Below are 22,586 nucleotides of genomic sequence, written 5' to 3'. Positions count from 1 at the left end.
CCGTCTCCCATCTTGTTATCCGAAACGTCCAGTTATATAATCTTCTGTTCTTGAATCATTCGGTGTTGAAAAGATAACGTCTGTTTTATCGTACTCAATTACTTCTCCATTTAAGAAGAATGCTGTTTTATCGGAGATTCTGGCAGCCTGCTGCATATTGTGTGTTACGATGACAATCGTGTAGTCTTTTTTCATTTGGGTGATAAGCTCTTCTACCTTCAATGTTGAGATTGGGTCAAGGGCAGAAGTCGGTTCGTCCATTAATATAACATCTGGCTTCATTGCAATAGCACGAGCGATACAAACACGCTGTTGCTGACCACCAGAAAGACCAAGGGCAGAGGTTTTTAGGCGGTCCTTCACCTCATCCCAGATGGCAGCGCCACGAAGACTTTCTTCTACAATTTCGTTTAAAGCCTTCTTGTTTTTAATGCCCTGCATACGTGGACCGTAAGCAACATTGTCATATATACTCATTGGGAACAGGTTAGGCTTTTGAAAAACCATTCCCACTTTCGTACGAAGCTTTATAACATCCTGACTTGCATATATATCCTCTTCATCAATTACAATTTTTCCAGTGATTTTAACTCCATCGATTAAATCATTCATACGGTTTAACGTACGTAGAAAGGTTGATTTCCCACAACCAGAAGGGCCAATCAATGCTGTTACTTCTTTTTCCTGAATACCTAGGGAAACACCGTACAATGCTTGCTTCTCCCCGTAAAATAAATTGAGATCATACACATTGATTTTCGAATGCTCAGTAGTAGTCGTTGACCCAAAGCTCTCAGAGGTAGATTTAAAAAGTAATTTCTTCATGTTGGTCTCCTTCGTTTAATGATTTGCCTTATTGAATTTCTTGGATATATACGTAGCAGATACGTTAAGTATTAAGATGATCACGATTAACACAATACCAATGGCCGCCGCCAGTTCAATATTTCCTGTCTCCTGAGTAACTAAATAAGAATGCACCGTTAGTGTACGAGCAGAAGAAAAAATACTTTCTGGCATGGCAGCCACTGTACCAGCTGTTAAGAAAATAGCTGCCGATTCGCCCACTATCCGCCCAATGGATAGTATAATTCCCGAAAGAATTCCCGGCATTGCACTCGGTAAAATAATTTTATAAAGAGTCTGCAGCTTGGTTGTCCCAAGTGCCAAAGATCCCTCTCTATAAGTATTAGGCACTGTCTTTAACGCTTCTTCAGTTGTTCGAATAATAACCGGTAATACGATAATGGTTAAGGTTAAAGATGCCGCGATGATAGACATACCCAGCTTCAAGGTTGCAACAAAAAACACCGCTCCGAACAGTCCATATATAATAGAAGGAATCCCTGTTAAGCTCTCAGTCGCATAACGAATTATTTTCACTAGTCGACCTTGTTTCGCATACTCATGTAAGTACACTGCAGCCAAAATCCCGATTGGTGTAGCGATAGCCAACGATATTAAAATTGAATAAACAGTGGTGACGATCATAGGCCAAATGCCTCCTCCACCAGTTGGCGAGTAATCACCGAAGATAAACTCTAAATTGATCAATCGAAAGCCTTTGTAGAATATGTAGCCGACAATTACAACTAGAATGGCAACAGATATAAAGGCCGAAAACCATAAGAGACCTCGGAGAATATTGTCCTTTACCTTGTTCATATTAGTTGCCTCCCCTTGCTGTAATTCTAGCTAGTACGAAATTTAAGATGAGAATAAAGGAGAATAACACTATCCCAGTTGCGAATAGCATTTCCTGATGAGTACCAAACGCATATCCCATCTCCAATGCAATATTCGTAGTTAGCGGACGAACACTGTCTGTAAGACTTGTAGGGATAATCAGACTGTTTCCAGCAACCAATATAACTGCCATTGTCTCCCCGATAGCTCGTCCTAAACCAAGGACGATTGCCGCCATAATCCCGGACTTTGCAGCAGGAACGATTACTTTAAAAATGGTCCCAATATGTGAAACCCCTAGAGCTAAAGAGCCTTCTGTGTAAGATTTGGGAACCGCTCTTATCGATGTCTCTGCCACAGTAACAATAGTAGGAAGCATCATAATAGCAAGCACTAGAATAACAGCTAGTAAGCTTTGCCCTCTCGCAAGACCAAAATTGTCCTGTAATAAAGGAACGATAATCGCGAGTCCGAATACTCCGTATAAAACAGATGGAATACCAGCAAGAAGCTGAATAGCCGGAGAAATGAGCTTGGCTAATCTCTTAGGTGCAATTTCCGCTAGGAAGATGGCTGTAAATAAACCAATCGGAACTCCAATAATTAGTGCACCAAGTGTAGCGAATAGAGATGCTACGATCATTGGAAAAATACCGAATTTATCCTCGCTCGGAACCCAGTCTGTGCCGAAAATAAAATCTATAAAGCTGTAGCCCTCTGCTATAAACGGATAAGAGCCCTTATAAAACACAAAGCCTACAATTAACGCTAAACTCACTACAGATAATAATGCACAAGCAAGGAAAACCTTTGCAGATAAACCTTCTAAAAAATACTTACGTTTATTTGCTTTTTCTATTTCAGTTTGCTTTTCGAATGGTGGTGTAGTCACGCAAGTTTCCTCCCATTTTGTAAATTCAACATATGTTGTTTATTGCAGAATAGGGATAGCACCCGCTTCGGAAACTATTTCCTGTCCATTAGAGCCTAAAATATAATCGATAAATTTCTGTCCGCCTTGCGTTAAATCACCATCTTTGTATACGAACAAAAATGGTCTTGAAAGACTGTATTTGTTGTCTAACACGTTTTGAGCAGTCGGCTCTACTCCGTTTATCTTCATCGGGTAAATCGTTTCATCAATATACTCGAAGGATATAAATCCAACTGCGTGCTTGTTAGTTGCCACAGTAGTCTTTATATTTCCATTCCCACTTGCGACAATCGCATTTCGAATCAATTCACCGGAGGAATAGCCGACAATTTCCTGAAAGGCATCACGGGAGCCTGAGCCATCCTCACGCGATACTACCACAATTTCTAAATCCTCTCCGCCAAGCTGCTTCCAGTTCGTCACTTCACCAGTGAAGATTTGCTTCACCTGCTCCATCGTTAAATCCTGAACCTTATTCGATGGATGTGTAACAATTACAATCCCATCATAGGCAATGATAATTTCCTCTAATTGTGCAGCTTCCTCTTCCTTTAAATCACGAGAACTCATTCCTATTTCAGAAACACCGTTTGTTGCATTCGTAATACCCGCAGATGATCCGATCTGATTGACCTCTATATTGACCGATTCTGTTTCTTCATATTTCACCGCTAACTTCTCTGCCAAAGGTCCGACCGAAGTAGATCCTGATATAGAGATAGTTTGCTTATCGCCACTTGAGTGTTCTGTATCATCACTTCCACAGCCAGTAAGAATCGCCAAGGGAATAACAAGAGAAATGATCATTTTCTTAAATAACATGGGAAACCTCCAAGAGTTATAGACTTCTATCTACTTTCCATCATAATGTTAATTTTTTAACCCTTTATTAACTGAATGTAAAGGTATTGTAAACTTTCTAAAATTGAATTAAATATATTGTGAATTTATTGAAAATTAAAGTAAACTCATTTACATTAATTTCTACTCTAAACAAGTGAATTATAAAATATAATGCACACTGATATAGTTTCTCTTAGTTTGCCCTTCAATAAGTGTTCATATGTATAGCTGCTGAATAACGTTTGAAACCATATTTCCGCTTGAAATTAAAGCCAAATGGAGTTCTAGACCGTCTAATAGTTGATAGAAAATAAGGAGGTGTTTTAAATTTTAAATTTAGTGAATAAAGCTCAAAAAGGTAATGACAACGCATTTTTGACATTATTTCAAAAGTATGAAAATGACATTTACAGAGTAGCTTTTGTATATGTGAAAAATCAAAATGATGCCCTTGATGTTGTTCAAGAAACAGCATATCAGTCCTTTAAATCAATAAAAAATCTAAAAGAACCTAAATATTTTAAAACTTGGTTGATAAGAATTGCGATAAACTGTGCACTTGATTTACTTAGAAAACAGAAAAATATTCTTCCTCTAAATTCAGAATTTGAAAACTTTATAGCAGGAGATTTTAACGAAGATATATTTGAAGAAATAACGTTAAATGAGTTAATCGAATGTTTAAATGAAGACGAAAAAAGTGTAATTATTTTAAGGTTCTATGATGATTTAACTATAAAAGAAGTATCTAAAACTTTGGAAATTCCTTTAGGTACAACAAAGACTATTTTGTATAGAGCCTTAAATAAACTTCGAAAAAATTTGGAAGGAGATCATATATATGAGCAATAAAATTAAACAAGAAATGAGTAAAATAGAAATACCAAAAGAAATTAGTGAAAGAAGTAAATTAGGAATTTCAAAAGTGAAATCAGAAAGAGGTAAACCTAAATTTAAGCGCTCTTTTATAATTGCACCAGCGATAGTAGCTTCATTAGCAATAGGTATTTTTACTTCAAGTTACTTTACAAATGACTCAGTACCGGAAAATCCTATAATAAAAACAATGGAATACAGCAGTAGCTTTGATTTGTCGGACACTCCTCGCCTTATTGGTTGGGCAGACAATGTATTCATTGGAAAAGTTATAAAACAATCTGGTACTAAATCATTGGGTGGTATCCCCGAAACTCAATTTGAAGTAGAAGTTACAGATAACATTAAAGGTGACCTTGAAGAAACCATAATAGTGAATCAACAAGGTGGATACACAAAAGAAGAATTAATATTAGTAGAAAATGATCCACTACTTAAAGAGGGACAATTATATTTATTTGTTACAAAGTATCTGCAAGAAGAAAATTGGTATACCTTAGTACCCGTGTATGGGGACATTTTAATTAATAATAATGATGAAAAAAATAATCTAATCCAAGAATATAAAATAGAGTATGAAAATGAAATACCGTTTGGGAATTAGCGAATAAAAGAGATTGGCTGCTGCAAGGTAGCCAATCTCTTTTTGGGTTTCCAAATTTTCTAATCAGAAATCAACATATTTAATACATGGACCGCCAGTATTGAAATAAAGGTGTTTTACTGGATAAATGATTTTAAAATTAAAAAGACTATAGACAATTTCAAATTTTTTGACTTTGTCTGCAGTCTGCCCATATAATTGCATATGATAAAGGTCTAAACCCTTTCGTTAATAATTTTCAAATTGGCCATTCCTTCTTAAATCACTTACTTTCTTCAAACTTGTTACATGCGCTCTACCCAGAACTCTCGATATGCTATCCTTTTTAGTGACATCACATATCGAACATATGTAACCGAGCCATTCTTCTGTAAAAGGTTTACTACGGTTTTCGTGGAAACTTGAATTATATTTCATTCGATAGTTTGATAACGTGTATTCAAACTCATTTAACATATAAGATTTAGTCAAATGAATCACCCTTTCTAATAAACTTGGTGGATATAATGAAGTAGTATTCACCTTCCTTTCGCTTTTAACACTGCTTGCGTTGCTTTCGCTAATAGGTCTGATTGTCCTTGAATATTCAATAATTTGTTGTACTGCATCTAAGCGTTGTTTAAGTCCCTTTTGTCTTGTCCATTCGGATATGAATTTATCAAAATTTAATGAACTTCCCTACGTTTTTTCCCAGCAGTTTAGGGTATAACTAACTCCGATGAACTATATTTACGGAGGTGCTGAAATAAGTGGAAGAACAAACAATATCAATTGTAAAGCAGTCGCTAAATGCATTATTGGAGAACGAGACCTTTTTGCCTGATTTACAAGGAGAGATGCGGACAAAGGCATTTAATTCATTGAATGCAATTCTATCTACACCTAATCAGATACATAAGTCTTTCCTGCGTGTTCCGCTGGAAAGCGGAGAAATTGTTCGGATTCCCTCTTATCGTGTGCATCATAATGATGCCCTTGGTCCGTATAAGGGTGGTATTCGTTTTCATGAGTCGGTTAATGAGTTAGAGGTTATTAATTTGGCATTTCTAATGACGCTAAAAAATGCACTTCATAATGTACCCTTCGGTGGAGGAAAAGGCGGAATCGTCATCAATCCTAAAAACTTTACCGACAAGGAATTACATCGTATTTGCATAAAATATGTGCGCTATTTTAACGATGTCCTTGGTCCTGATCGTGACATTCCAGCACCAGACGTTGGATCCGGTGAACGAGAGATGGATTGGATGATGGCAGAGTACAAAAAGATTAACCAAGGGCAACCATACTTGGGCAGTTTTACAGGAAAAAGTATTGCAAATGGTGGATCTTTAGGCCGTAGAGAGGCTACTGGCAAGGGAGTTTACTTCACCTTCCGCTACATGTTAAGTAATTATGTAAAGGAACATGCGCAAACATTAGAAAGCTCTGAAAACCCTTTTGCCAAAACGGCACTGGAATATTCCAACCGCCCTTTAACAATTGCGGTGCAAGGATTCGGTAATGTTGGATCAGTTACAGCGCTTGAGGCTGCTCGCTGTACACTTCTTCAAAACAAGGTCGTTGCAATAAGTGATCGTAATGTCACTCTATATAACTCAGATGGGCTGGATATTCAGACACTTGCACAATTTTCATCCGAGAACAAAGGCGACCTTCCGACTTCAGAGGAGCAGCTAAAAGAAATAGGGGTCACCGCGTCTATATTAAGCAGAGAAGAAATTCTTACAATGGATGTAGACGTTTTATTCCTTGCAGCGCTAGAAAATCAATTGAATGACTCCAATAAAGCTGATATTAAGGCTCGAATTATCGTAGAAGGAGCGAATGCCCCAACTACTAAGGAGGCAGACGACTACTTGAGCAAAAAAGGCGTCATCATCATCCCAGACATTTTAGCAAATGCCGGTGGGGTAATTGTTTCTTATTTAGAATGGCTTCAGGGACGAGAAACACAGTTTTACTCAGAGGAAGAAGTGTACAACCAGCTTCTAGCGAAAATGAAAAATACGATGGATACATTACTGCCATTATATTTTGGAGATCCTTTACCACTTCGCCAAAATTGCTATATCCATGCGGTTATTCGCTTATCTACTGTGCTGTATAGACAAGGGAAGCTTTATTAAAAATGGCTATGTTAAAGGTAGATGTAAGACACAAAAAATGAGCTGGGATATTTTCTCCAAGCTCATTTTATTTTATTTCCTTTTTATTAAAGCACCCGTTAGTTGAATAAGAAATAGAAGACACCAAAGCATTTCTACTTTCTTTATGTAAGCACCAATAGTGAAACAAGGCTTAATTATTTTTTCTTAAAAGTACACAAAGTTTCTATCGTATCTGATAATATCTCCATTTGTCTTTCTTTATCATTTAACTCTTCTTTTACCTCTATAATACAGTTCAATAAAACTTCATCTGATATTTCACCTTTAATTGATTCTATCAATTGATATGCTTGTGCTTGTACTTCAAAGTTTCCATTTATCAAATGGTAAATTAGTGTTTCTAAATGTGCTGAACAATCGAATGGTTCTAGTGCGTATAATAGTGTTCCTCTATAACCTAAAGTTTTTGGGTCATTAATAACATCTATTAACGGTTGTACCACTTCTTCGTTCCCAATATCACTTAACGTTAAAGCAATAGAGTTTCTTAATAAAGGATTTTCAGTTCTTTGTAAATATTCAATAAGTAAAGGAATTGCTTGAATGTCCTTACTTCTGCTAATTTCTTCTAAAATGATTTCTGCTTCATCAAACTTTTCATTTTCTATTGCAAATCTTAATGAATTATTGTCCATAATACTTATCCAAACTCCTTGTCATTTACCATAATAAAATTTTATATAATGATCATATTTTGCTAAAGCACGCGTTAGTTCAATAAGAAGTTACAATTTAATTGTTTTTCCGCTTCTTTTACAATGGTTGTAATTAGAGATTCTCTTGTAATTCCCTCTACATTATCACCATATCGATAGTCGTCTATCATTTCACTGATCTCATACCATACATTTAATTCTTCGCTAACAAATTCTTCACGAACTACTTGGTAAATTTCATATGCATAGTTAATTGCAATAGATTCATTATCTATTATTTGTTTTAGCAAATACCAGAAGTAATACTTAGAACACTCATCCTGTGTGGGTTCTTCCATACTTAATTCTCTTACTGCCCTATGAAAATAATCTTCTACCTCAAAAATATTTAGAGTTTCACTTAGGGAAGAAAGTATATTTAGTGATGTAGATGTATCACTATTTTCTGACATTTGGGTAGCCCAATTAACATAATCGACAGGTTCTACTTTCTTTTCGAATATTTTATAATACAACATTTTAGTTTCCATCACTTCCTCCTTTTATTTTCCTCTTTCCTTGTTCAACTAACCTGCTCCGTAGTTTAAGTGTAACATTTCACAATGCATATTTAGGATCAACCTAATATTTTGGACATAAAAATGGACCATCGAAAAGATGGTCATATTTTGCAAAACACCCGTTAGTTCAATAAGATATAGAAGTATATTTATTTATATCTATATTGTATTAGTTGGTTTTCCGTTCCTAAGTATTCTTCATTGCCAATCCTGCTTATCTCTATAAATCCTATTTTCTCAAGCATTTTTCTGGAGCGAATATTCTCTTCGTGGGTTTCTGCATTAAAAATTGTAATTCCTAAGTTTATAGAAGCGTAATCCATCATACATAGAATAGAATTAGTCCCAATTCCTTTTCCCCATAATGTACTCTCACCAATTGCAATACCTAATTCAGCTGCATTATCTTTAATACAGGCTAAATCTGCATACCCAACTAACCTTTCTTTCAATTCTATTCCCATTCGAACAAAGTCTTCAGATTCATTACTTTTCACAATGCATATTCTGAGATCAACTTAATATATTGCACATAAAAATAGACCATCGAAATGATGGCCATATATTACCAAAGCACCCGTTAGTTGAACAAAGAGGTCTATACTATCCCTCATTGGTATAACTTACCCCCCCGTTCGACTGGTCCATCTATACTGATTACAAATAAACTACCATCTTTCTTATTGAGATAAATATCTTGATTATGTTGTACACCATCGCCTAATTTTGTTTGAGAACCTGTCACTTCAACCATTGACATACCAATCTCATGAATTTCTTGTCGTTGTACTATCCTCGCATTCACTAAACACATTTTTTCCTCCATAAAAAAATAGCCCAGCTTAAAACTGGACTACATTGTATAATATCTATCCTTCTATTTCTTTTAATCTATTGAATTATTACTTATTAAGTAATGCTAACTTAGCCTTAGAAGGTGTTTTGTACTCCAAAGGACCGTACATATGGACAAACAATCCGCCGCCTAAGCCGTATTCTCCTCCGAAAATATCTTTACGGAATGAATAGACACGGTACTCACCACCCGCTGGTAACACTTTTCCTCTAGAGCCATCTGTCTTAAATGTTCCCATATCTCCGTAAAGTGTTACTTTACCAATCTGCCCTGCTTTAAGTTCCGTTTTACCCCACATTACTTTTGTGGATGAAGCTTCTGAAGTGATGCTGAACGTAAACATCGCTACTAAAGTAAATGCAATCGCTATTAACATATTTTTTTTCATTTTCTTACCTCTTTCCCCAATTAATAAATTAATTATAATATAAAATAACTCTCTTTTATTGACTATTTCGATTCATTTCATATATACCTTCTTATTAAACTAAACCTGCACCGTTAGTTTAAGTGTAACATTTCACAAACTAAATCGATTCACGAAAAAACAACCCTAGCCTTAAACATAGCCTTAAAAATCTAAAAAGCCGAGCGAATAAATCCTCCTCGGCTTTTAATGAATTATATACATAAAAACGAACTATAGATGGTTGAATTCAGTGGGATGATAATATGTTGCCTCCACGCGTTGCTTGTAGTGTCTTGCTCATCTCGCTAAGTATCATGTTTCGCTACTATCACATGTTGTGTAGTAATTATAAAGCAAGTTAGGTTCTACAAGTAACACTCGCTCTAAGGTTGCAAGGTTTATTTTTCTTTAGGTTTACGCACCACTATGTAATTTAGTAAATAGTTCTAATCCGATTAATCTTTGTAGATCGTATACTAATAGAGATTTTGCATTGTGTACATAAATTTAAACATGATTATTTGCTAATTGCTTTCTGATAGTTTAGATACTGTTTCGGCTAACAGAAAACACCTTTCAGTCAGTGAGTCTATTTCAAGGTATTCACCTTCATTGTGCAGTTTTCCGCCAATCGGTCCTACACCATCTATAGTTGCTACGCCAAGGTGAGAGGGAAATGATGCATCTGATCCTCCACCCGTATGAGAATCCGTTACTATCAAGCCAAAGGAATTCCCGACTTCCTTAACTATCTCTAGTAATTTCTGGTTCTTTTCATCAGGTTCCATTGGTGGGCGAGTAATTCCGCCTTCTAAGTCAATTGTTGTCCCTGGTACATCTGGTACTGAACAAATACTTTCGATTTTCTTTGCGATTTCTAAACTTTGCTCATCACTCTCAACGCGTACATCCACATATCCAGTGGCGCTATCTGGTATCATATTTACCGCGTCTCCACCTTCAACTATGCCTACACTTACTGATATTCCTTGTTCGTGGTCAGTTAAATGATTAAGTTTTATCGTTTTATACGCAAGTTCCTCAATAGCGCTTCTGCCTTCTTCTGGAGCTACTCCTGAATGTGCAGATCTTCCGTGTACATGCAACGTATACCTGCCTCCCCCTCTTCTCGAGGACACAATCGATCCATCTTTACGGGCAGGTTCCATAACCAATGCATATTTAACATTTTTTGAAATTTCCTCAATGAGCTCCCTTGAAGTAGGTGAACCTATTTCCTCATCACTATTTAATATAATGATGACGTTTTTCATTGCCGCATCTTTTTTCTCGTACAAATATTTCATAGCATACAATAATGTAACCTGACTTGCTTTCATATCAGCCACTCCTGGACCAAAGGCAAGGCCATTTTTAATAGTAAACGGCCTTTCTGCTGCTGTTCCAATCGGAAATACAGTATCCATATGAGCAATAAGCAGAATTTCAGGCTTCATAGCTTCTTTATGCTTAATTAGGATATTATTCCCAAAGTCTTTGTTTTCTTTAACTTCTATAGTAAAATCCATTTGTTTATATTCTTCTATAAGTATTTTTCCAATCTTATCGACTCCAACTTTATTTGTTGAACCACTATCGATGTTCACTAATTTTTCAATGAGGTTAAGCATTGGTTCAAGTTTTTTTTTAAGATAGTCCATGAGTATCTACCATCACTTTCTCTTCATTGATAATTCCTTTTCCATCCTTAAGAGGAAAATGACATGCTACAAATTGACCTGGTGATTTCTCCTCAAATACAGGTTCGTTTTTACTGCATATTTGCTGAGCATAAGGGCATCTCGTATGGAAATTGCACCCAGGTGGTGGATTGGCTGGACTCGGGATATCGCCTTCCAGAAGTTGTCTTCCCTCAATGTTTCGTTGAAGAGGATCCGGAACTGGCACAGCGGACAATAGACCTTCTGTATAAGGATGCATCGGATGTAGAAACAACTTTTCTTTTGTCGTCAGCTCCACTATTTTACCGAGATACATCACAGCAATTCTGTCACTGATATGCTTTACAGCTGGTAATCCATGTCCGATAAAAATGAAAGTTAGATTTAGTTCCTTTTGTAATTTAGATAGTAAGTTTAATATTTGGGATTGAATTGATACATCAAGTGCAGAAACTGGTTCATCACATACGATCAACTTTGGATTTAAGGAAATAGCACGGGCAATTCCGATTCTTTGCCTCTGTCCCCCGCTAAATTCATGTGGATATCGATTGACATAAGAACGGTTTAAACCAACTAGATCCATCAGTTCCATTACTCGTTCAGAGAGTTCTTTTTTATTGAAAGATTTATGAGTTCTCAACGGTTCGGCTATCAAATCAAAAACTCGCATACGTGGATTTAAAGAAGAGAAAGGATCCTGAAAAACCATTTGGATATCTGCTCGTTTCTTTCTTAAAGCCTCTCCTTTTAGCTTAGTCAAATCTTCTCCTTCAAAAAGAATTTCTCCTTCCGTTGCATCAAGTAAATGACCAATCAAGTTTCCTGTAGTTGACTTTCCACATCCTGATTCACCTACTATACCAAGCGTTTCTCCTTCGTCCACATAAAAGTCCAAGCCATCGACTGCATAAAGAAACTGTTTTTTTCTTTTTAAGAAACCTTCAGATATATCAAATGCTTTTTTCAATCCTCTAACTTCCAGCAAATGATTTTGTTTCATACAAATCAACCACCTTTTCTTCATGAAGCCAGCATCTGACCTTGTGATCTGTCAAAATTTCTTCAAGTTTTGGTTGAGCTTCTGCACACTTTTGCATAGCATATGGACAGCGATCCATAAAACGACAACCTTTTGGATAATTTAACGGATTTGGAACAGTTCCAGGTATTGAGGTTAATTCATCTTTTAATTCATGAATCTTAGGCGTACTGTCCATCAGCCCTTTCGTATACGGGTGTTTAGGTTCTCTAAATAATGTAAATACATCCGTTTCCTCCACTACTTGACCTGCATACATAACAACTACACGGTCTGCCATTTCAGCCACTACACCTAGGTCATGGGTGATTAACAAAATAGAAGTATCAAACTCCGTAATTAACCCCTTCATTAATTTAAGAATTTGAGCCTGGATTGTTACATCAAGAGCAGTAGTTGGCTCATCTGCAATCAATAATTCAGGATTACAGGAGAGTGCCATTGCAATCATTACACGTTGTCTCATACCTCCACTTAATGAATGTGGAAATGAATCAATTACTTTTTCCGCTCTTGGTATTCCTACTTTTTTCAGCATTTCAATACTGAGCTTTCGTGCTTCTTTCTTACCCTTCTTTTGGTGTAACATAATGGATTCTGCCATTTGATTTCCTATGGTGAAAACTGGATTCAAAGAAGTAAGAGGCTCTTGGAAAATCATCGCAATCTCATTACCACGAAGGTTACGCATCTCTTTCATCGAGATAGGAACAATGTCTCTTCCTTTAAACAAAATCTGTCCATCCTGAATTTTTCCAGGAGAGTCAATTAAACGCATAATGGATAGGGACGTCACGCTTTTCCCTGATCCCGATTCACCTACTATAGCTAATGTCTCTCCTTTTTTTATCCTAATTGAAACGTCATCGACTGAGGGAACAATCCCATTTTCAGTATGGAAATAAGTTTTGAGGTTTTTTACATTCAGTACTTCTTCCGCCATTAGGGATTCCTCCTTAAGATTATTTTTTGATAGAGCGAGGATCTAGAACATCTCTTAACCAATCACCCAAGAATATTATTCCTAGAACTGTTACTGTAATGGCTAGACCCGGAAAAGTCGCAAGCCACCAACTTGTGGCTAAATAATCTCTTCCATCACTCAAAATAGACCCCCATGAAACAGTCGGTGGTTGAACACCAAGCCCCAAAAAGCTAAGTGATGCTTCAAGAATGATCGTTGTTGCCACACTTAACGTAGAAATTACGATAAAAGAGGAAATAACATTCGGTAGTAAATGACGAATAATTATCTTATTGTTTTTTACTCCAATTGAACGGGCAGCTCTTACAAAATCACGTTCCTTTATAGTTAGCACTTCGCCACGTACAAGCCGTGCATAGTTTACCCAATTCGTAGCACCCAGAACGAAAATAAGAGTAATAACACTTGGTCCAAAAACACTAAGTATTACTAGCGCAAAAAGAATAGTTGGTATTGCTAGGAAGGAATCTACAAGGCGCATTAACACATTGTCGATAAAACCACCATAATACCCTGCTATCAAACCAATAGTAACACCGATAATTCCCGCAACAACGACAGAGGTAATACCTACTAATAAGGAAATTTGAGAACCATAGATAATCCGACTAAGAATATCCCTACCAAGGTTATCCGTTCCCAATAGATTTGCAGTACTACCACCTTCCATCCAGAAAGGAGGCTTTAGCATATTAGCCGCATTAATAGCAGCGGGATCATGTGGTGCTAGTAGTGGTGCAAAAATGGCCACTAAGAAAACAAAGAAAACGATAAAGAATCCTACTGTGCCTGTCTTACTTCTAAGTAATAATCTACTCCACCTTTTAAAAGAAGAGGGTTTGTTTTGTGTCATGCTTATTGTCTGTGATTGGGTCAACTTAACTTCCCCCTAGCTATATTTAATCCGTGGATCTAATAGTCGGTAAAGAATATCTGCTACTAGATTCATAAGAATTACGAGTGTTGCAATGACAAATACACTGGCTTGAACAATTGCCATATCACGCGTATTTACAGCCTGTATTAATAATTGACCTAAACCCGGCCATGAAAAGACAGTTTCAGTAATCAATGTCCCCCCAACCAAAGTGGAGGTTTGTAATGCAGTAATGGTTATGACAGGAATAAGTGAATTTCGGAAAGCATGCTTATAAACTACGATTCTATCCTTTAAACCTTTACTCTTCGCTGTCCGTACGTAATCCTGATTCAAGGTTTCAATCATGCTAGACCGGATGAGTCGTGTCATTTCCGCAGCTATCCCAGTAGCAAGAGTTATGGAAGGGAGAACCAAATGTAACAGCGTCCCTCTTCCTGAAACCGGGAAGAAACTTAAAGTGACAGAAAACAATAAAATCAACATGATACCCAACCAAAAGTTCGGCATTGCTTTTCCTATGACAGCCGCACCCGTCGCCACTAAGTCTAGACTAGAGTTTTGTTTTGTAGCAGACCAAATACCAAGTGGAATCGATACAACAATTGCGATTATAAGCGCTGCGATACCTAGTTCAAGTGTTGCGGGGAGACGCTCAAGGACGATTTCCATAGCGTCCTGACCATAACGGTAGGATTCTCCAAAGTCACCTTGTACAAGGTTCATAAGGTATGTAGTGTATTGAACGATAAAGGCTTCGTTTAAACCTAAGGATTCTCTTAATAGCTCCACATCTTCCTGGGATGCGTCATCAGGGAGCATTAATGCAACTGGGTCTCCCGCGATAAAGACTAGTGAAAAGACAATAAATGAAATGATTAATAAAACAGGTATTATTTGTAGTATTCGCCTTACAAAGTAATTGTTCATCAATTGTCACCTCACACATATTTTGAAATGATTTATTGTAACCTACTATTTTTTTACACAACCAAATAGTAAAGGAAGGAAGAGCAAGCTCTCCCTACCGATAACCGTACCTACTTTTTATTAATGGAATCCACGTAAATTATTTCATCCATTGTAGGAGTATAATCAATTGCATCACTCACACCTACGTTAATAGATTCTTGATGTAAAACAATGTGAGCTGTGTCTTCAGCTAATAAATGTTGTGCTTTAATATATTGCTGTGCTCTTTCTTCTGGGTCCATATTTTGAGCAGCAGCTGCCAATAATCCCTCTACTTCTTCATTGTAATAATCAATTTGTCCTTTAAATCTTTCGTAGTTATACCAATCTAATGCATTCGCAGCATCAAACATAGAGTTACCCAAAGCTAGTAAATAAGCATCCTTATTTTTGCCTGAATTACGAAGTTCAACGAAACTACTCCACTCCATGAATTCTACATTTGCTTTTACCCCAATCGCAGTCCACATTCCGGCAACCATCTCAGCTATTTCAGCATCCTGTAAATAACGTCCTTTTGGAGAATGGAAGGTCATTTCAAAGCCATCAGGATAGCCTGCTTCTGCCAATAATTTTTTTGCTTTTTCTACATCATAGTTATAGGTGTCATAAAGATCTTCAGCAAAACCAAAGTTTCCTGGCGCTACTCGTGTAATGGTAGGTATTCCTGCGCCATTTAATAAATTATCCGTTATTGCCTTGTTATCAATTGCCAAGTCCAAAGCTTCTCTAACTCGAGGATCAGAAGTTGGATATCCTTCAGTTGAACGCAAAAATATCATCATTGTCCGGTTAGAAGTTCCTTGTGATAAATGGGTGCCATCGTTATCCTCAATACGTTTCCACTCACTTGGAGGCATGTTTGTTGCAATATCAACTCCACCTGTTAGTAGCTCAGAGACACGTGTAGAGTTTTCCGGGATTACACGGAACACCACTTCGTCCCATTCTTCATTTTTTCCTTCAAAATAATCATCATATACTTCTAGGACAATTCTATCGTCGCGTACCCATTTGGAAAACTTAAATGGTCCTGTCCCAACTGGATTTTCCAAGAAATAATCCATTCCATTTTCTTCAATATATTCGGAAGGAAGGATACTAGATGCAATTCTTGAAATTCTATTTAGCAAAGCTGGATCTGGTTCATTTGTAATAATACGGATTGTAAGTTCATCAATAACTTGTACCTCTTTAATAGAGTTATAGTTAATGTGATCAAGAAGTGTTGAATCATGTGCAACACGTTCAAGTGAGAATTTAACATCCTCAGAATCTAAAGTTTCGCCGTTATGGAAAGTAACGCCTTCTTTTAGTTTCACTTCCCAAGTCTTATCATCTATTTTTTCATAACCTTCTGCTAAGTCTGGTAAAATCTCTCCAGTTTCGTTATCTCGTTTAAACAAATAGTTAAACATATTCACGTGAATTGCTTCTGTGGAAGTATTTACATGATTATGAACGTCAAATGTTACCATGTCCGTTCCCATTGCAATCGTTAATGTTCTATCATCCTCTTTTTTTGGCGTCGAAGTGGAAGATTCCTCTCCATTACAGGCTGCCAACAAGCCCACTGTCAAAAGTATAGAACTAGCTAACCCTACCCATTTCCTCATACTCATACCCCTTTATCTATATATTTTTCATGAATCAAATACTTATTGTTCGGTTGAATTATTCTCTATGTAATCAAGAGCGAATTGGGCCAATAAAGCAGAGCCATACGGCAGTGCATCTTCATCAATATCAAATTTTGGATGGTGATTTGGATAGATACAATCTTTTGTTTCATTGTAAGTACCCAATCTAAAGAAAATACCTGGCACTTTCTCAGCATAGTAAGCAAAATCCTCTCCCCCCATGCTCGGATTCACAATTGAAAGCGTACTGGCGCCCAATATTTTCTCAGCAACTGAATCTAATAATGGGATCAATGTATTGTCATTTTTAACGGAAGGATAGCCAAATTGATAATCAAATTTATAACTAGCCCCCATCCCTTCACAGACACCTTTAATATATCTTTCCATTCTTTGAGAAATGACCTCTCTTAACGAAGGATCTAAGACTCTAACTGTGCCTTCCAATCGGACGGACGGTGCAATAACATTTCTTTTAAAGCCACCTTCTATTTTACCTATTGTCAAAACAGCTGGTTTTAGAGGGTCGATTGATCGGCTCACAATTTGCTGTAACGAAGAGATAACTTCGGCTGCTACCGTTATCGAGTCGATCGACATATGTGGATGAGCCGCATGCCCCCCCTCTCCAATCACTTCTATGTCAAAGGAATCCGCACATGCCATTGCGACATCTTTCGCAACAGTTATATACCCTGTGTTTGCTGTAGGATGTACATGCAAACCGGCAATAACATCTACATCAGGATTGTTAAGCACCCCTTCCTGAACCATATGTAGGGCCCCTGCTAAACCTTCCTCTGCTGGCTGAAATATAAATTTGATATTCCCTTTTTGGGGTCTATGTTTACTTAGTAATTTGGCTGCTCCCAACAAAATGGCTGTATGAGCGTCATGTCCACATAAATGTGCAACCCCAGGAACAGACGAGGCGTATAAAACATTTTTTTCATCTTGTATAGGAAGTGCATCCATATCTGCTCTTAAAGCAACAGTCGGACCTGGATGAGTACCTTGTAGAAGAGCAACTATTCCAGTTTTCGCCACTGGTGCTTGAATTTCTAAACCAAGTTCTTTTAAATTTTCCAAAACAAACTTTGAAGTTTCATATTCTTCAAATGATAGTTCCGGATTCACATGAAGATGTCTACGCCATTGTATTAAATTATCCTTAAGGTCAAGTGCCTCTTTAAGCAAAACGTTTTCTTCTACTACTTTGTGTTTCATTTAATCCTCCTATTTAATTTATTTAATATAATATTCGGAAATAAAAGTATTTTCTGATTATTGTATTAATACTAGTTTAGAATATTTCTTTAGTCAAGACTAATTTCCCAATTTTTCGACATCATTTTTTGTTTTTTTTAAAGCGATTCTCTTGAAAGTAATCTTATTAATCCCAAGGAAAACTAGATGAATATATCGAGTATTAAAACCACAAACGAATGAAGGCAAAATTAAAAGACCTAAATCCAGTAGAATACCGAACTCAGATCTTAGAAGTCGTTAAATTATTTGTGTAACTTTACTTACTATTTTCATCAACTACAAGGAGGTGCCATTCGATTCGATGACTTTTTTGTACCAATAATAGCTGTTCTTCTTTATGCGACGGAGATCATGTACACCCTCTTCATGCTGATTTACATAAACTAACCCATAGCGTTTTTGGAAGCCGTTTAGCCAACTTAACAAATCAGTGAAGGACCAGACACAATAACCCATTACATCTACTCCGTCGGAAATTGCCTCCTGAATGGCGATTATATGGGAACGCAGATATTCAATCCGATAATCATCTTGAACTACTCCATCCGCATCTAACTTGTCATATTCCCCCAACCCATTTTCACTTATCAAAATAGGGAGTCCGTAACGATTAGTCATTCTACGTAGAGCAATTCTTAACCCTTGAGGATCGATATTCCAATCCCAATTCGTTCTTTCCAAGTTTGGATTGGCAATTGTTTTATACAGTCCTGGTATTCCAGAATCCTTGGATGTTCCTTTTTTACCGGTTGTATTCATTTCCGATGAACCAATACCGCCTTCTAAGGGATTCTCTTCAAAAGTTGTTGTCTGATAATAATTTAAACCAATAAAGTCTGGCTTACCTTCTTTTAATAAATCAAAATCGCCTTTTTCAATTAAAGGAGCTAGTCCTTTTTCCTCTAAGTAATTCCATGCTACTTCTGGATACTTGCCCCATACATACGTATCCATCCACCAATGACTATTGAGCTCTTCGGCATTTTCAGCTGCCATAATATCTTTTGGACTAGAAGATGCGGCATAGGAAGGTGAGTAGGCAAAGCTTGGGCCAATTTTTCCATCGGGAATATATTTATGGAATTCCTTAATCACACTAGCATTCGCAAGATTCGCATGGTGATTGACTTGATAAAATAACTTCTCATCTTTAATACCTGGTGGATGTGTCGCCAAATGGTAGCCATGGTTCGTGAAAATATTTTGTTCATTTAAGCTAACCCAATATTTCACACGGTCACCAAAGTGTTTAAATAGTTCAACACTATAATTCGTGAAGTCCTCTATAATTCTCCTAGACTCCCAGCCTCCATATTCATCCTGAAGTGCCTGTGGTAAATCCCAGTGATACAATGTCAAAATCGGCTCAATCTTATTTACCTTTAATTCATTGATTAAGTGATCATAAAATTCCAAGCCTTTTTGATTGATTTCTCCTCTACCATTGGGGAAAATACGTGTCCAAGCAACAGAGAAACGATAGGTTTTCATACCCATTTCCGCCATCAAACGAACATCTTCCTTATAACGATGGTAGTGGTCTACTGCAACATCACCGGTTGTCCCTTTAAAGGTCTTACCGGGTATACGAACAAACTTATCCCAGTTTGAAGCACCTTTTCCATCCTCATCCCAAGCACCCTCCACTTGATAGGCTGCAGAGGCTGCTCCCCATAAGAAATCCTTTGGAAACGGTTTAAGCGTTTGATGTATCACTGTTTTCATCCTCCTATCTTTTCACATTCATCGATTGTCTCTGTAAGAAGTGATACAAAGCACCGATTAAATTAGAATCGTTACCAAACTGACATCTTTCTACTTGGATGGTTAAGCTATCCTTATTGTGTTTCATTTGATTTAAGGTTTCATTAATCTGATCAATGAAACCTTCTCGAGTACTGATGGCTCCACCTATCAAGATTTTCTCCGGATCAATTACATACTGTAAATTATAAATCCCTACTGCTAATCGCTTCACAAATTTTTCTATTTCATCTCGTATTTCTTTATTACCATCTTCGGCCAATTCAAACACAGTTTTGCCGGTAAGGGAATTCGGATCCATTCCTTCTCGTTTTGCCACTTGGTTGATCAATCCACCGATTGCAGCTAAAGTACTCCATGTTTTCCCTATTGGCTCTTCGAAATAATCCTCCATGATCATATAACCAAATTCTCCAGCAAATCGATTCTTACCATGCCGGATTTTTTTATCAAGAACTAACGCGCCTCCGATACCGGTGCCAATCACAATACAAATATAATCCTGTACATCCTTTGCAGCACCAATCCATCCTTCTGCTAATCCAGCGCAATTAGCATCATTTTCAATTTCAACACGTATATGTGTCCGTTCCTGAACAAGTTCCTTTATACTCGGTCCATGGATATACGGAAGTGCTGTGACTCCACCAATATGTCCTGTTTCTACATTCACTGCACCAGGCAAACTTATAGCGATACCTTTTAATGCATACCTTTTTTGAAAATTCTTCACGATGGATTCTACCGTATCTACAAACAGTTCAAGACTAGTCTCAGGTGTAGGAGCAGAGGACTTTTCAATAAATAATCCTACCTCATCCATAAGGGCATATTTAATAGAAGAACCTCCAACATCAAAAACAGCGTAGTAATTCACACAATTACCTCCTATCAACCCTTTTCGTTCCACACGACTCCCTAATGATTAATTCTGAGTCAATCAATACTGGCTTTAATTGTGTTTCTCCATTTATCAAATCATTCAACATATAAGCTGATAATTTCCCGAATTTTTCTTTATCCTGCTTTACTGTCGTAAGTTTCGGCTCGCTATAGCGGCAAGCTACAATGTCATCACACCCGACAATTTGAATATCTTGTGGAACACTAAGTCCCTCTTCCTTTATCGCTCTTAGAGCACCCAACGCCATCAAGTCAGATGTGGCAAAAACAGCTTCAGGATACTCTTTGCATCGAAGTATTTTCTTCATCGCTTCATATCCGCTTTCTTCATGAAAGTCACCATACTGAATCCATTCTCCGCGTATTTCAAGACCAAATTGTTGCATGGCTTCATAGAAACCTTGTTTCCGATAACGAGAAATAGCTGAATCCCATTTGCCGCCTATATAACCAATCTTTCTTACAGAATGTAAATAAAAAAATTCGATCACTTTTCTCGATAAATCCACGTTATCTGTCATGATGTAACTAGATTTTGGACCTTTTAACTCAATATCAATCCCAATACACGGAATTCCTTCCTTTGCCACATCATAGATAGCCTCTTCCACTTCCTCACCCGCAATCACTATACAGCCATCGACATGAAAATGTCGACATCTTGCTAAATAGCTGCCATGCCCCGTTTGAAAGCGTTCATTTGAAAACATGATAATATCATAACCTAGTAGACCAATATTCTTTTTGAAAGCTGATATAACCTCATTAAAATAAGGATGTGTCATTTCAACATTAATCTTCCCAGCATAGATCAGTCCGATTAGGTTTGACTTTTTTGTTGCCAGTGATCTTGCAGAAAAGTTGGGTTCATAACCCTTTTGGTTAATGACATCCATTACTTGTTTCTTTGTTTTCTCACTAATGCCTTCATAGTTGTTGATGACTTTTGAAACAGTACCTGGGGAAACACCTGCCATTTGCGCTATATCTTTAATTGTTAAATTCATCTCTAATCCCTTCTATTTCACGTTACTTTATTTCACAGAGCCTTCAGTAATACTTGATATAAATAAGCGGTTAAACAATAGGAAAATAATCAAAAGTGGTACAGTTGCCCAAAAAACACCTGATAAGATCATGCCAAAATCTGCATATTGTGTATTACTTAACTGGGCTAAAGCAACTTGAATCGTATACATCTCTGGATCTCTTAAAACAGTAAATTGCCATAAAAACTCGCCCCATGCAGCTGAGAAGACAATTATCCCTAAAGTTGCAAATGCCGGAAGTATAATTGGAAGCACAATACTACGATAAATTTTAAAGTTGGAGCACCCATCTAATTTTGCTGCTTCAATTAACTCATCCGGTACAGATTGACTAATATATTGTCTCATCAGGAAAATCCCCAGAGGATTAAGGAAGAACAATACCATCACACCTGGTAATGTATCAAGTAATCCTGCCTTAGAAATCAAGAAATACTGTGGGATTAACCCTAATTGCGGCGGTATAATCATCGTTAAGAGAATAGCTGTAAAAAGTACATTTTTACCTCGAAACTTAAACTTCGCAAAGGCAAACCCAGCTAATGAACTAATAAATAAAACCACAATGGTGACAATGGAACAAACAATGAATGAGTTCCACATTGCTTGAAAGAAATCGATTTTATCCAAGACCTTATTAAAATTTTCTATTAACAAGCTCCCTGGTGTAACCGTTGGTGGAATGGAATTGTAAGCAGAACTAGGGCTTGTTGCCATTACAAACATCCAATAAAACGGAAACAACGAAAGTAGCGATGCAATGGATAATAGTACATAAGCAAGGATTCTGCTAATGGACGGTTTTTTT

General features: G+C 37.0%; 23 protein-coding genes and 1 pseudogene. 4 read left to right on the top strand and 20 right to left on the bottom strand.

Annotation, left to right across the window (positions count from 1 at the left end; all coding sequences use genetic code 11):
• Window positions 1–15: 15 nt before the first annotated feature.
• The 4 genes from pstB to MHB55_RS04505 are packed head-to-tail and all read right to left on the bottom strand — an operon-like array spanning window position 16 to window position 3,442.
• Window positions 16–825, bottom strand: a complete 810-nt coding sequence (pstB, locus tag MHB55_RS04520; protein WP_151111126.1) for a phosphate ABC transporter ATP-binding protein PstB — start codon at window positions 823–825, stop codon at window positions 16–18.
• Window positions 826–840: 15 nt separating this feature from the next.
• Complete coding sequence (gene pstA / locus MHB55_RS04515; RefSeq protein ID WP_340862694.1) at window positions 841–1,665, bottom strand: phosphate ABC transporter permease PstA; 825 nt, start codon at window positions 1,663–1,665, stop codon at window positions 841–843.
• A 1-nt stretch (window position 1,666) separates the two neighbouring features.
• Window positions 1,667–2,578, bottom strand: a complete 912-nt coding sequence (pstC, locus tag MHB55_RS04510) for a phosphate ABC transporter permease subunit PstC (RefSeq protein WP_144537291.1) — start codon at window positions 2,576–2,578, stop codon at window positions 1,667–1,669.
• A 39-nt stretch (window positions 2,579–2,617) separates the two neighbouring features.
• The gene (locus MHB55_RS04505; protein ID WP_340862693.1) at window positions 2,618–3,442 is read right to left on the bottom strand and encodes a phosphate ABC transporter substrate-binding protein; all 825 of its coding nucleotides are present in this window, start codon (window positions 3,440–3,442) and stop codon (window positions 2,618–2,620) included.
• A gap of 348 nt (window positions 3,443–3,790) precedes the next feature.
• On the opposite strand from MHB55_RS04505, the gene MHB55_RS04500 reads away from it, so the two are divergent.
• The 3 genes from MHB55_RS04500 (at window position 3,791) to MHB55_RS04490 (ending at window position 7,072) form a co-directional block, all read left to right on the top strand.
• Complete coding sequence (locus MHB55_RS04500; protein WP_144537287.1) at window positions 3,791–4,315, top strand: sigma-70 family RNA polymerase sigma factor; 525 nt, start codon at window positions 3,791–3,793, stop codon at window positions 4,313–4,315.
• Window positions 4,305–4,943 (top strand): hypothetical protein, encoded by a 639-nt coding sequence (locus MHB55_RS04495; protein ID WP_144537285.1) that lies wholly within the window; start codon window positions 4,305–4,307, stop codon window positions 4,941–4,943. The genes MHB55_RS04500 and MHB55_RS04495 overlap by 11 nt, the downstream gene beginning before the upstream one ends.
• A 749-nt stretch (window positions 4,944–5,692) precedes the next feature.
• Complete coding sequence (locus MHB55_RS04490; protein ID WP_340862692.1) at window positions 5,693–7,072, top strand: Glu/Leu/Phe/Val family dehydrogenase; 1,380 nt, start codon at window positions 5,693–5,695, stop codon at window positions 7,070–7,072.
• A gap of 176 nt (window positions 7,073–7,248) precedes the next feature.
• On the opposite strand, the gene MHB55_RS04485 is transcribed toward MHB55_RS04490, so the two are convergent.
• From MHB55_RS04485 to MHB55_RS04430, 12 genes are all read right to left on the bottom strand, one after another.
• The gene (locus tag MHB55_RS04485) at window positions 7,249–7,749 is read right to left on the bottom strand and encodes a HEAT repeat domain-containing protein (RefSeq protein ID WP_154311381.1); all 501 of its coding nucleotides are present in this window, start codon (window positions 7,747–7,749) and stop codon (window positions 7,249–7,251) included.
• Window positions 7,750–7,823: 74 nt separating this feature from the next.
• Window positions 7,824–8,300, bottom strand: a complete 477-nt coding sequence (locus tag MHB55_RS04480; RefSeq protein ID WP_154311382.1) for a hypothetical protein — start codon at window positions 8,298–8,300, stop codon at window positions 7,824–7,826.
• 179 nt (window positions 8,301–8,479) lie between these two features.
• The gene (locus tag MHB55_RS04475) at window positions 8,480–8,827 is read right to left on the bottom strand and encodes a GNAT family N-acetyltransferase (protein ID WP_340862691.1); all 348 of its coding nucleotides are present in this window, start codon (window positions 8,825–8,827) and stop codon (window positions 8,480–8,482) included.
• A 113-nt stretch (window positions 8,828–8,940) separates the two neighbouring features.
• Entirely contained in the window at window positions 8,941–9,144 is a 204-nt protein-coding gene (locus MHB55_RS04470; protein ID WP_340862690.1) for a hypothetical protein, read from the bottom strand.
• Between the two features lie 88 nt (window positions 9,145–9,232).
• The gene (locus tag MHB55_RS04465) at window positions 9,233–9,574 is read right to left on the bottom strand and encodes a hypothetical protein (protein WP_144537278.1); all 342 of its coding nucleotides are present in this window, start codon (window positions 9,572–9,574) and stop codon (window positions 9,233–9,235) included.
• A gap of 545 nt (window positions 9,575–10,119) precedes the next feature.
• Window positions 10,120–11,256 carry a M20 family metallopeptidase gene (locus tag MHB55_RS04460; protein WP_151111145.1) on the bottom strand — a complete coding sequence of 379 codons (1,137 nt, stop codon included), beginning with the start codon at window positions 11,254–11,256 and terminating at the stop codon, window positions 10,120–10,122.
• Complete coding sequence (locus MHB55_RS04455; RefSeq protein ID WP_144537274.1) at window positions 11,243–12,280, bottom strand: oligopeptide/dipeptide ABC transporter ATP-binding protein; 1,038 nt, start codon at window positions 12,278–12,280, stop codon at window positions 11,243–11,245. Before MHB55_RS04455 ends, MHB55_RS04460 begins: the two co-directional genes overlap by 14 nt.
• Window positions 12,252–13,262 (bottom strand): ABC transporter ATP-binding protein, encoded by a 1,011-nt coding sequence (locus MHB55_RS04450; RefSeq protein WP_154311385.1) that lies wholly within the window; start codon window positions 13,260–13,262, stop codon window positions 12,252–12,254. The genes MHB55_RS04455 and MHB55_RS04450 overlap by 29 nt, the downstream gene beginning before the upstream one ends.
• Window positions 13,263–13,281: 19 nt before the next feature.
• Window positions 13,282–14,157, bottom strand: coding sequence for an ABC transporter permease (locus tag MHB55_RS04445; RefSeq protein WP_144538221.1), 876 nt, complete (start codon window positions 14,155–14,157; stop codon window positions 13,282–13,284).
• A gap of 36 nt (window positions 14,158–14,193) precedes the next feature.
• Entirely contained in the window at window positions 14,194–15,111 is a 918-nt protein-coding gene (locus MHB55_RS04440) for an ABC transporter permease (RefSeq protein WP_191696594.1), read from the bottom strand.
• A gap of 110 nt (window positions 15,112–15,221) precedes the next feature.
• Window positions 15,222–16,769: an ABC transporter substrate-binding protein gene (locus MHB55_RS04435; protein WP_144537268.1), complete on the bottom strand. Its 1,548-nt coding sequence runs from the start codon at window positions 16,767–16,769 to the stop codon at window positions 15,222–15,224.
• 42 nt (window positions 16,770–16,811) lie between these two features.
• Entirely contained in the window at window positions 16,812–18,020 is a 1,209-nt protein-coding gene (locus tag MHB55_RS04430) for a M20 metallopeptidase family protein (protein ID WP_191696595.1), read from the bottom strand.
• Window positions 18,021–18,232: 212 nt separating this feature from the next.
• On the opposite strand from MHB55_RS04430, the pseudogene MHB55_RS04425 reads away from it, so the two are divergent.
• Window positions 18,233–18,316: pseudogene (locus MHB55_RS04425) on the top strand (hypothetical protein); the annotation flags it as partial.
• 22 nt (window positions 18,317–18,338) lie between these two features.
• On the opposite strand, the gene MHB55_RS04420 reads toward MHB55_RS04425, so the two are convergent.
• From MHB55_RS04420 to MHB55_RS04405, 4 genes are read right to left on the bottom strand one after another with little or no spacing between them, the layout of a single operon-like run.
• Window positions 18,339–19,778: a glycoside hydrolase family 1 protein gene (locus MHB55_RS04420; RefSeq protein WP_144537264.1), complete on the bottom strand. Its 1,440-nt coding sequence runs from the start codon at window positions 19,776–19,778 to the stop codon at window positions 18,339–18,341.
• Window positions 19,779–19,791: 13 nt separating this feature from the next.
• A complete protein-coding gene (locus tag MHB55_RS04415) occupies window positions 19,792–20,703 on the bottom strand; it encodes an ROK family protein (protein ID WP_151111153.1) in 912 nt (303 codons plus the stop codon).
• A gap of 4 nt (window positions 20,704–20,707) precedes the next feature.
• Complete coding sequence (locus tag MHB55_RS04410; RefSeq protein WP_144537260.1) at window positions 20,708–21,736, bottom strand: LacI family DNA-binding transcriptional regulator; 1,029 nt, start codon at window positions 21,734–21,736, stop codon at window positions 20,708–20,710.
• Between the two features lie 27 nt (window positions 21,737–21,763).
• Window positions 21,764–22,495 (bottom strand): carbohydrate ABC transporter permease, encoded by a 732-nt coding sequence (locus MHB55_RS04405; RefSeq protein WP_427658910.1) that lies wholly within the window; start codon window positions 22,493–22,495, stop codon window positions 21,764–21,766.
• Between the last annotated feature and the right edge of the window lie 91 nt (window positions 22,496–22,586).

It is taken from the genome of Psychrobacillus sp. FSL K6-1267 (assembly GCF_038003265.1).
Classification (GTDB): domain Bacteria; phylum Bacillota; class Bacilli; order Bacillales_A; family Planococcaceae; genus Psychrobacillus; species Psychrobacillus faecigallinarum.
The sequence above is the reverse complement of the archived record's forward strand: the minus strand, read 5'-3'. Positions and strand labels throughout refer to the sequence as shown.

Bases quoted from the DNA above. Each gene is read 5' to 3' on its own strand.
- MHB55_RS04505 (WP_340862693.1), bottom strand. From the start codon at position 3,442: ATGTTATTTAAGAAAATGATCATTTCTCTTGTTATTCCCTTGGCGATT.
- MHB55_RS04480 (WP_154311382.1), bottom strand. From the start codon at position 8,300: ATGGAAACTAAAATGTTGTATTATAAAATATTCGAAAAGAAAGTAGAA.
- MHB55_RS04440 (WP_191696594.1), bottom strand. From the start codon at position 15,111: ATGAACAATTACTTTGTAAGGCGAATACTACAAATAATACCTGTTTTA.
- MHB55_RS04495 (WP_144537285.1), top strand. From the start codon at position 4,305: ATGAGCAATAAAATTAAACAAGAAATGAGTAAAATAGAAATACCAAAA.
- MHB55_RS04405 (WP_427658910.1), bottom strand. From the start codon at position 22,495: ATGGCAACAAGCCCTAGTTCTGCTTACAATTCCATTCCACCAACGGTT.
- MHB55_RS04485 (WP_154311381.1), bottom strand. From the start codon at position 7,749: ATGGACAATAATTCATTAAGATTTGCAATAGAAAATGAAAAGTTTGAT.
- MHB55_RS04430 (WP_191696595.1), bottom strand. From the start codon at position 18,020: ATGAAACACAAAGTAGTAGAAGAAAACGTTTTGCTTAAAGAGGCACTT.
- MHB55_RS04470 (WP_340862690.1), bottom strand. From the start codon at position 9,144: ATGTGTTTAGTGAATGCGAGGATAGTACAACGACAAGAAATTCATGAG.
- MHB55_RS04445 (WP_144538221.1), bottom strand. From the start codon at position 14,157: ATGACACAAAACAAACCCTCTTCTTTTAAAAGGTGGAGTAGATTATTA.
- pstA (WP_340862694.1), bottom strand. From the start codon at position 1,665: ATGAACAAGGTAAAGGACAATATTCTCCGAGGTCTCTTATGGTTTTCG.
- MHB55_RS04410 (WP_144537260.1), bottom strand. From the start codon at position 21,736: ATGAATTTAACAATTAAAGATATAGCGCAAATGGCAGGTGTTTCCCCA.
- pstB (WP_151111126.1), bottom strand. From the start codon at position 825: ATGAAGAAATTACTTTTTAAATCTACCTCTGAGAGCTTTGGGTCAACG.
- MHB55_RS04455 (WP_144537274.1), bottom strand. From the start codon at position 12,280: ATGAAACAAAATCATTTGCTGGAAGTTAGAGGATTGAAAAAAGCATTT.
- MHB55_RS04435 (WP_144537268.1), bottom strand. From the start codon at position 16,769: ATGAGGAAATGGGTAGGGTTAGCTAGTTCTATACTTTTGACAGTGGGC.
- MHB55_RS04450 (WP_154311385.1), bottom strand. From the start codon at position 13,262: ATGGCGGAAGAAGTACTGAATGTAAAAAACCTCAAAACTTATTTCCAT.
- MHB55_RS04465 (WP_144537278.1), bottom strand. From the start codon at position 9,574: ATGAAAAAAAATATGTTAATAGCGATTGCATTTACTTTAGTAGCGATG.
- MHB55_RS04460 (WP_151111145.1), bottom strand. From the start codon at position 11,256: ATGGACTATCTTAAAAAAAAACTTGAACCAATGCTTAACCTCATTGAA.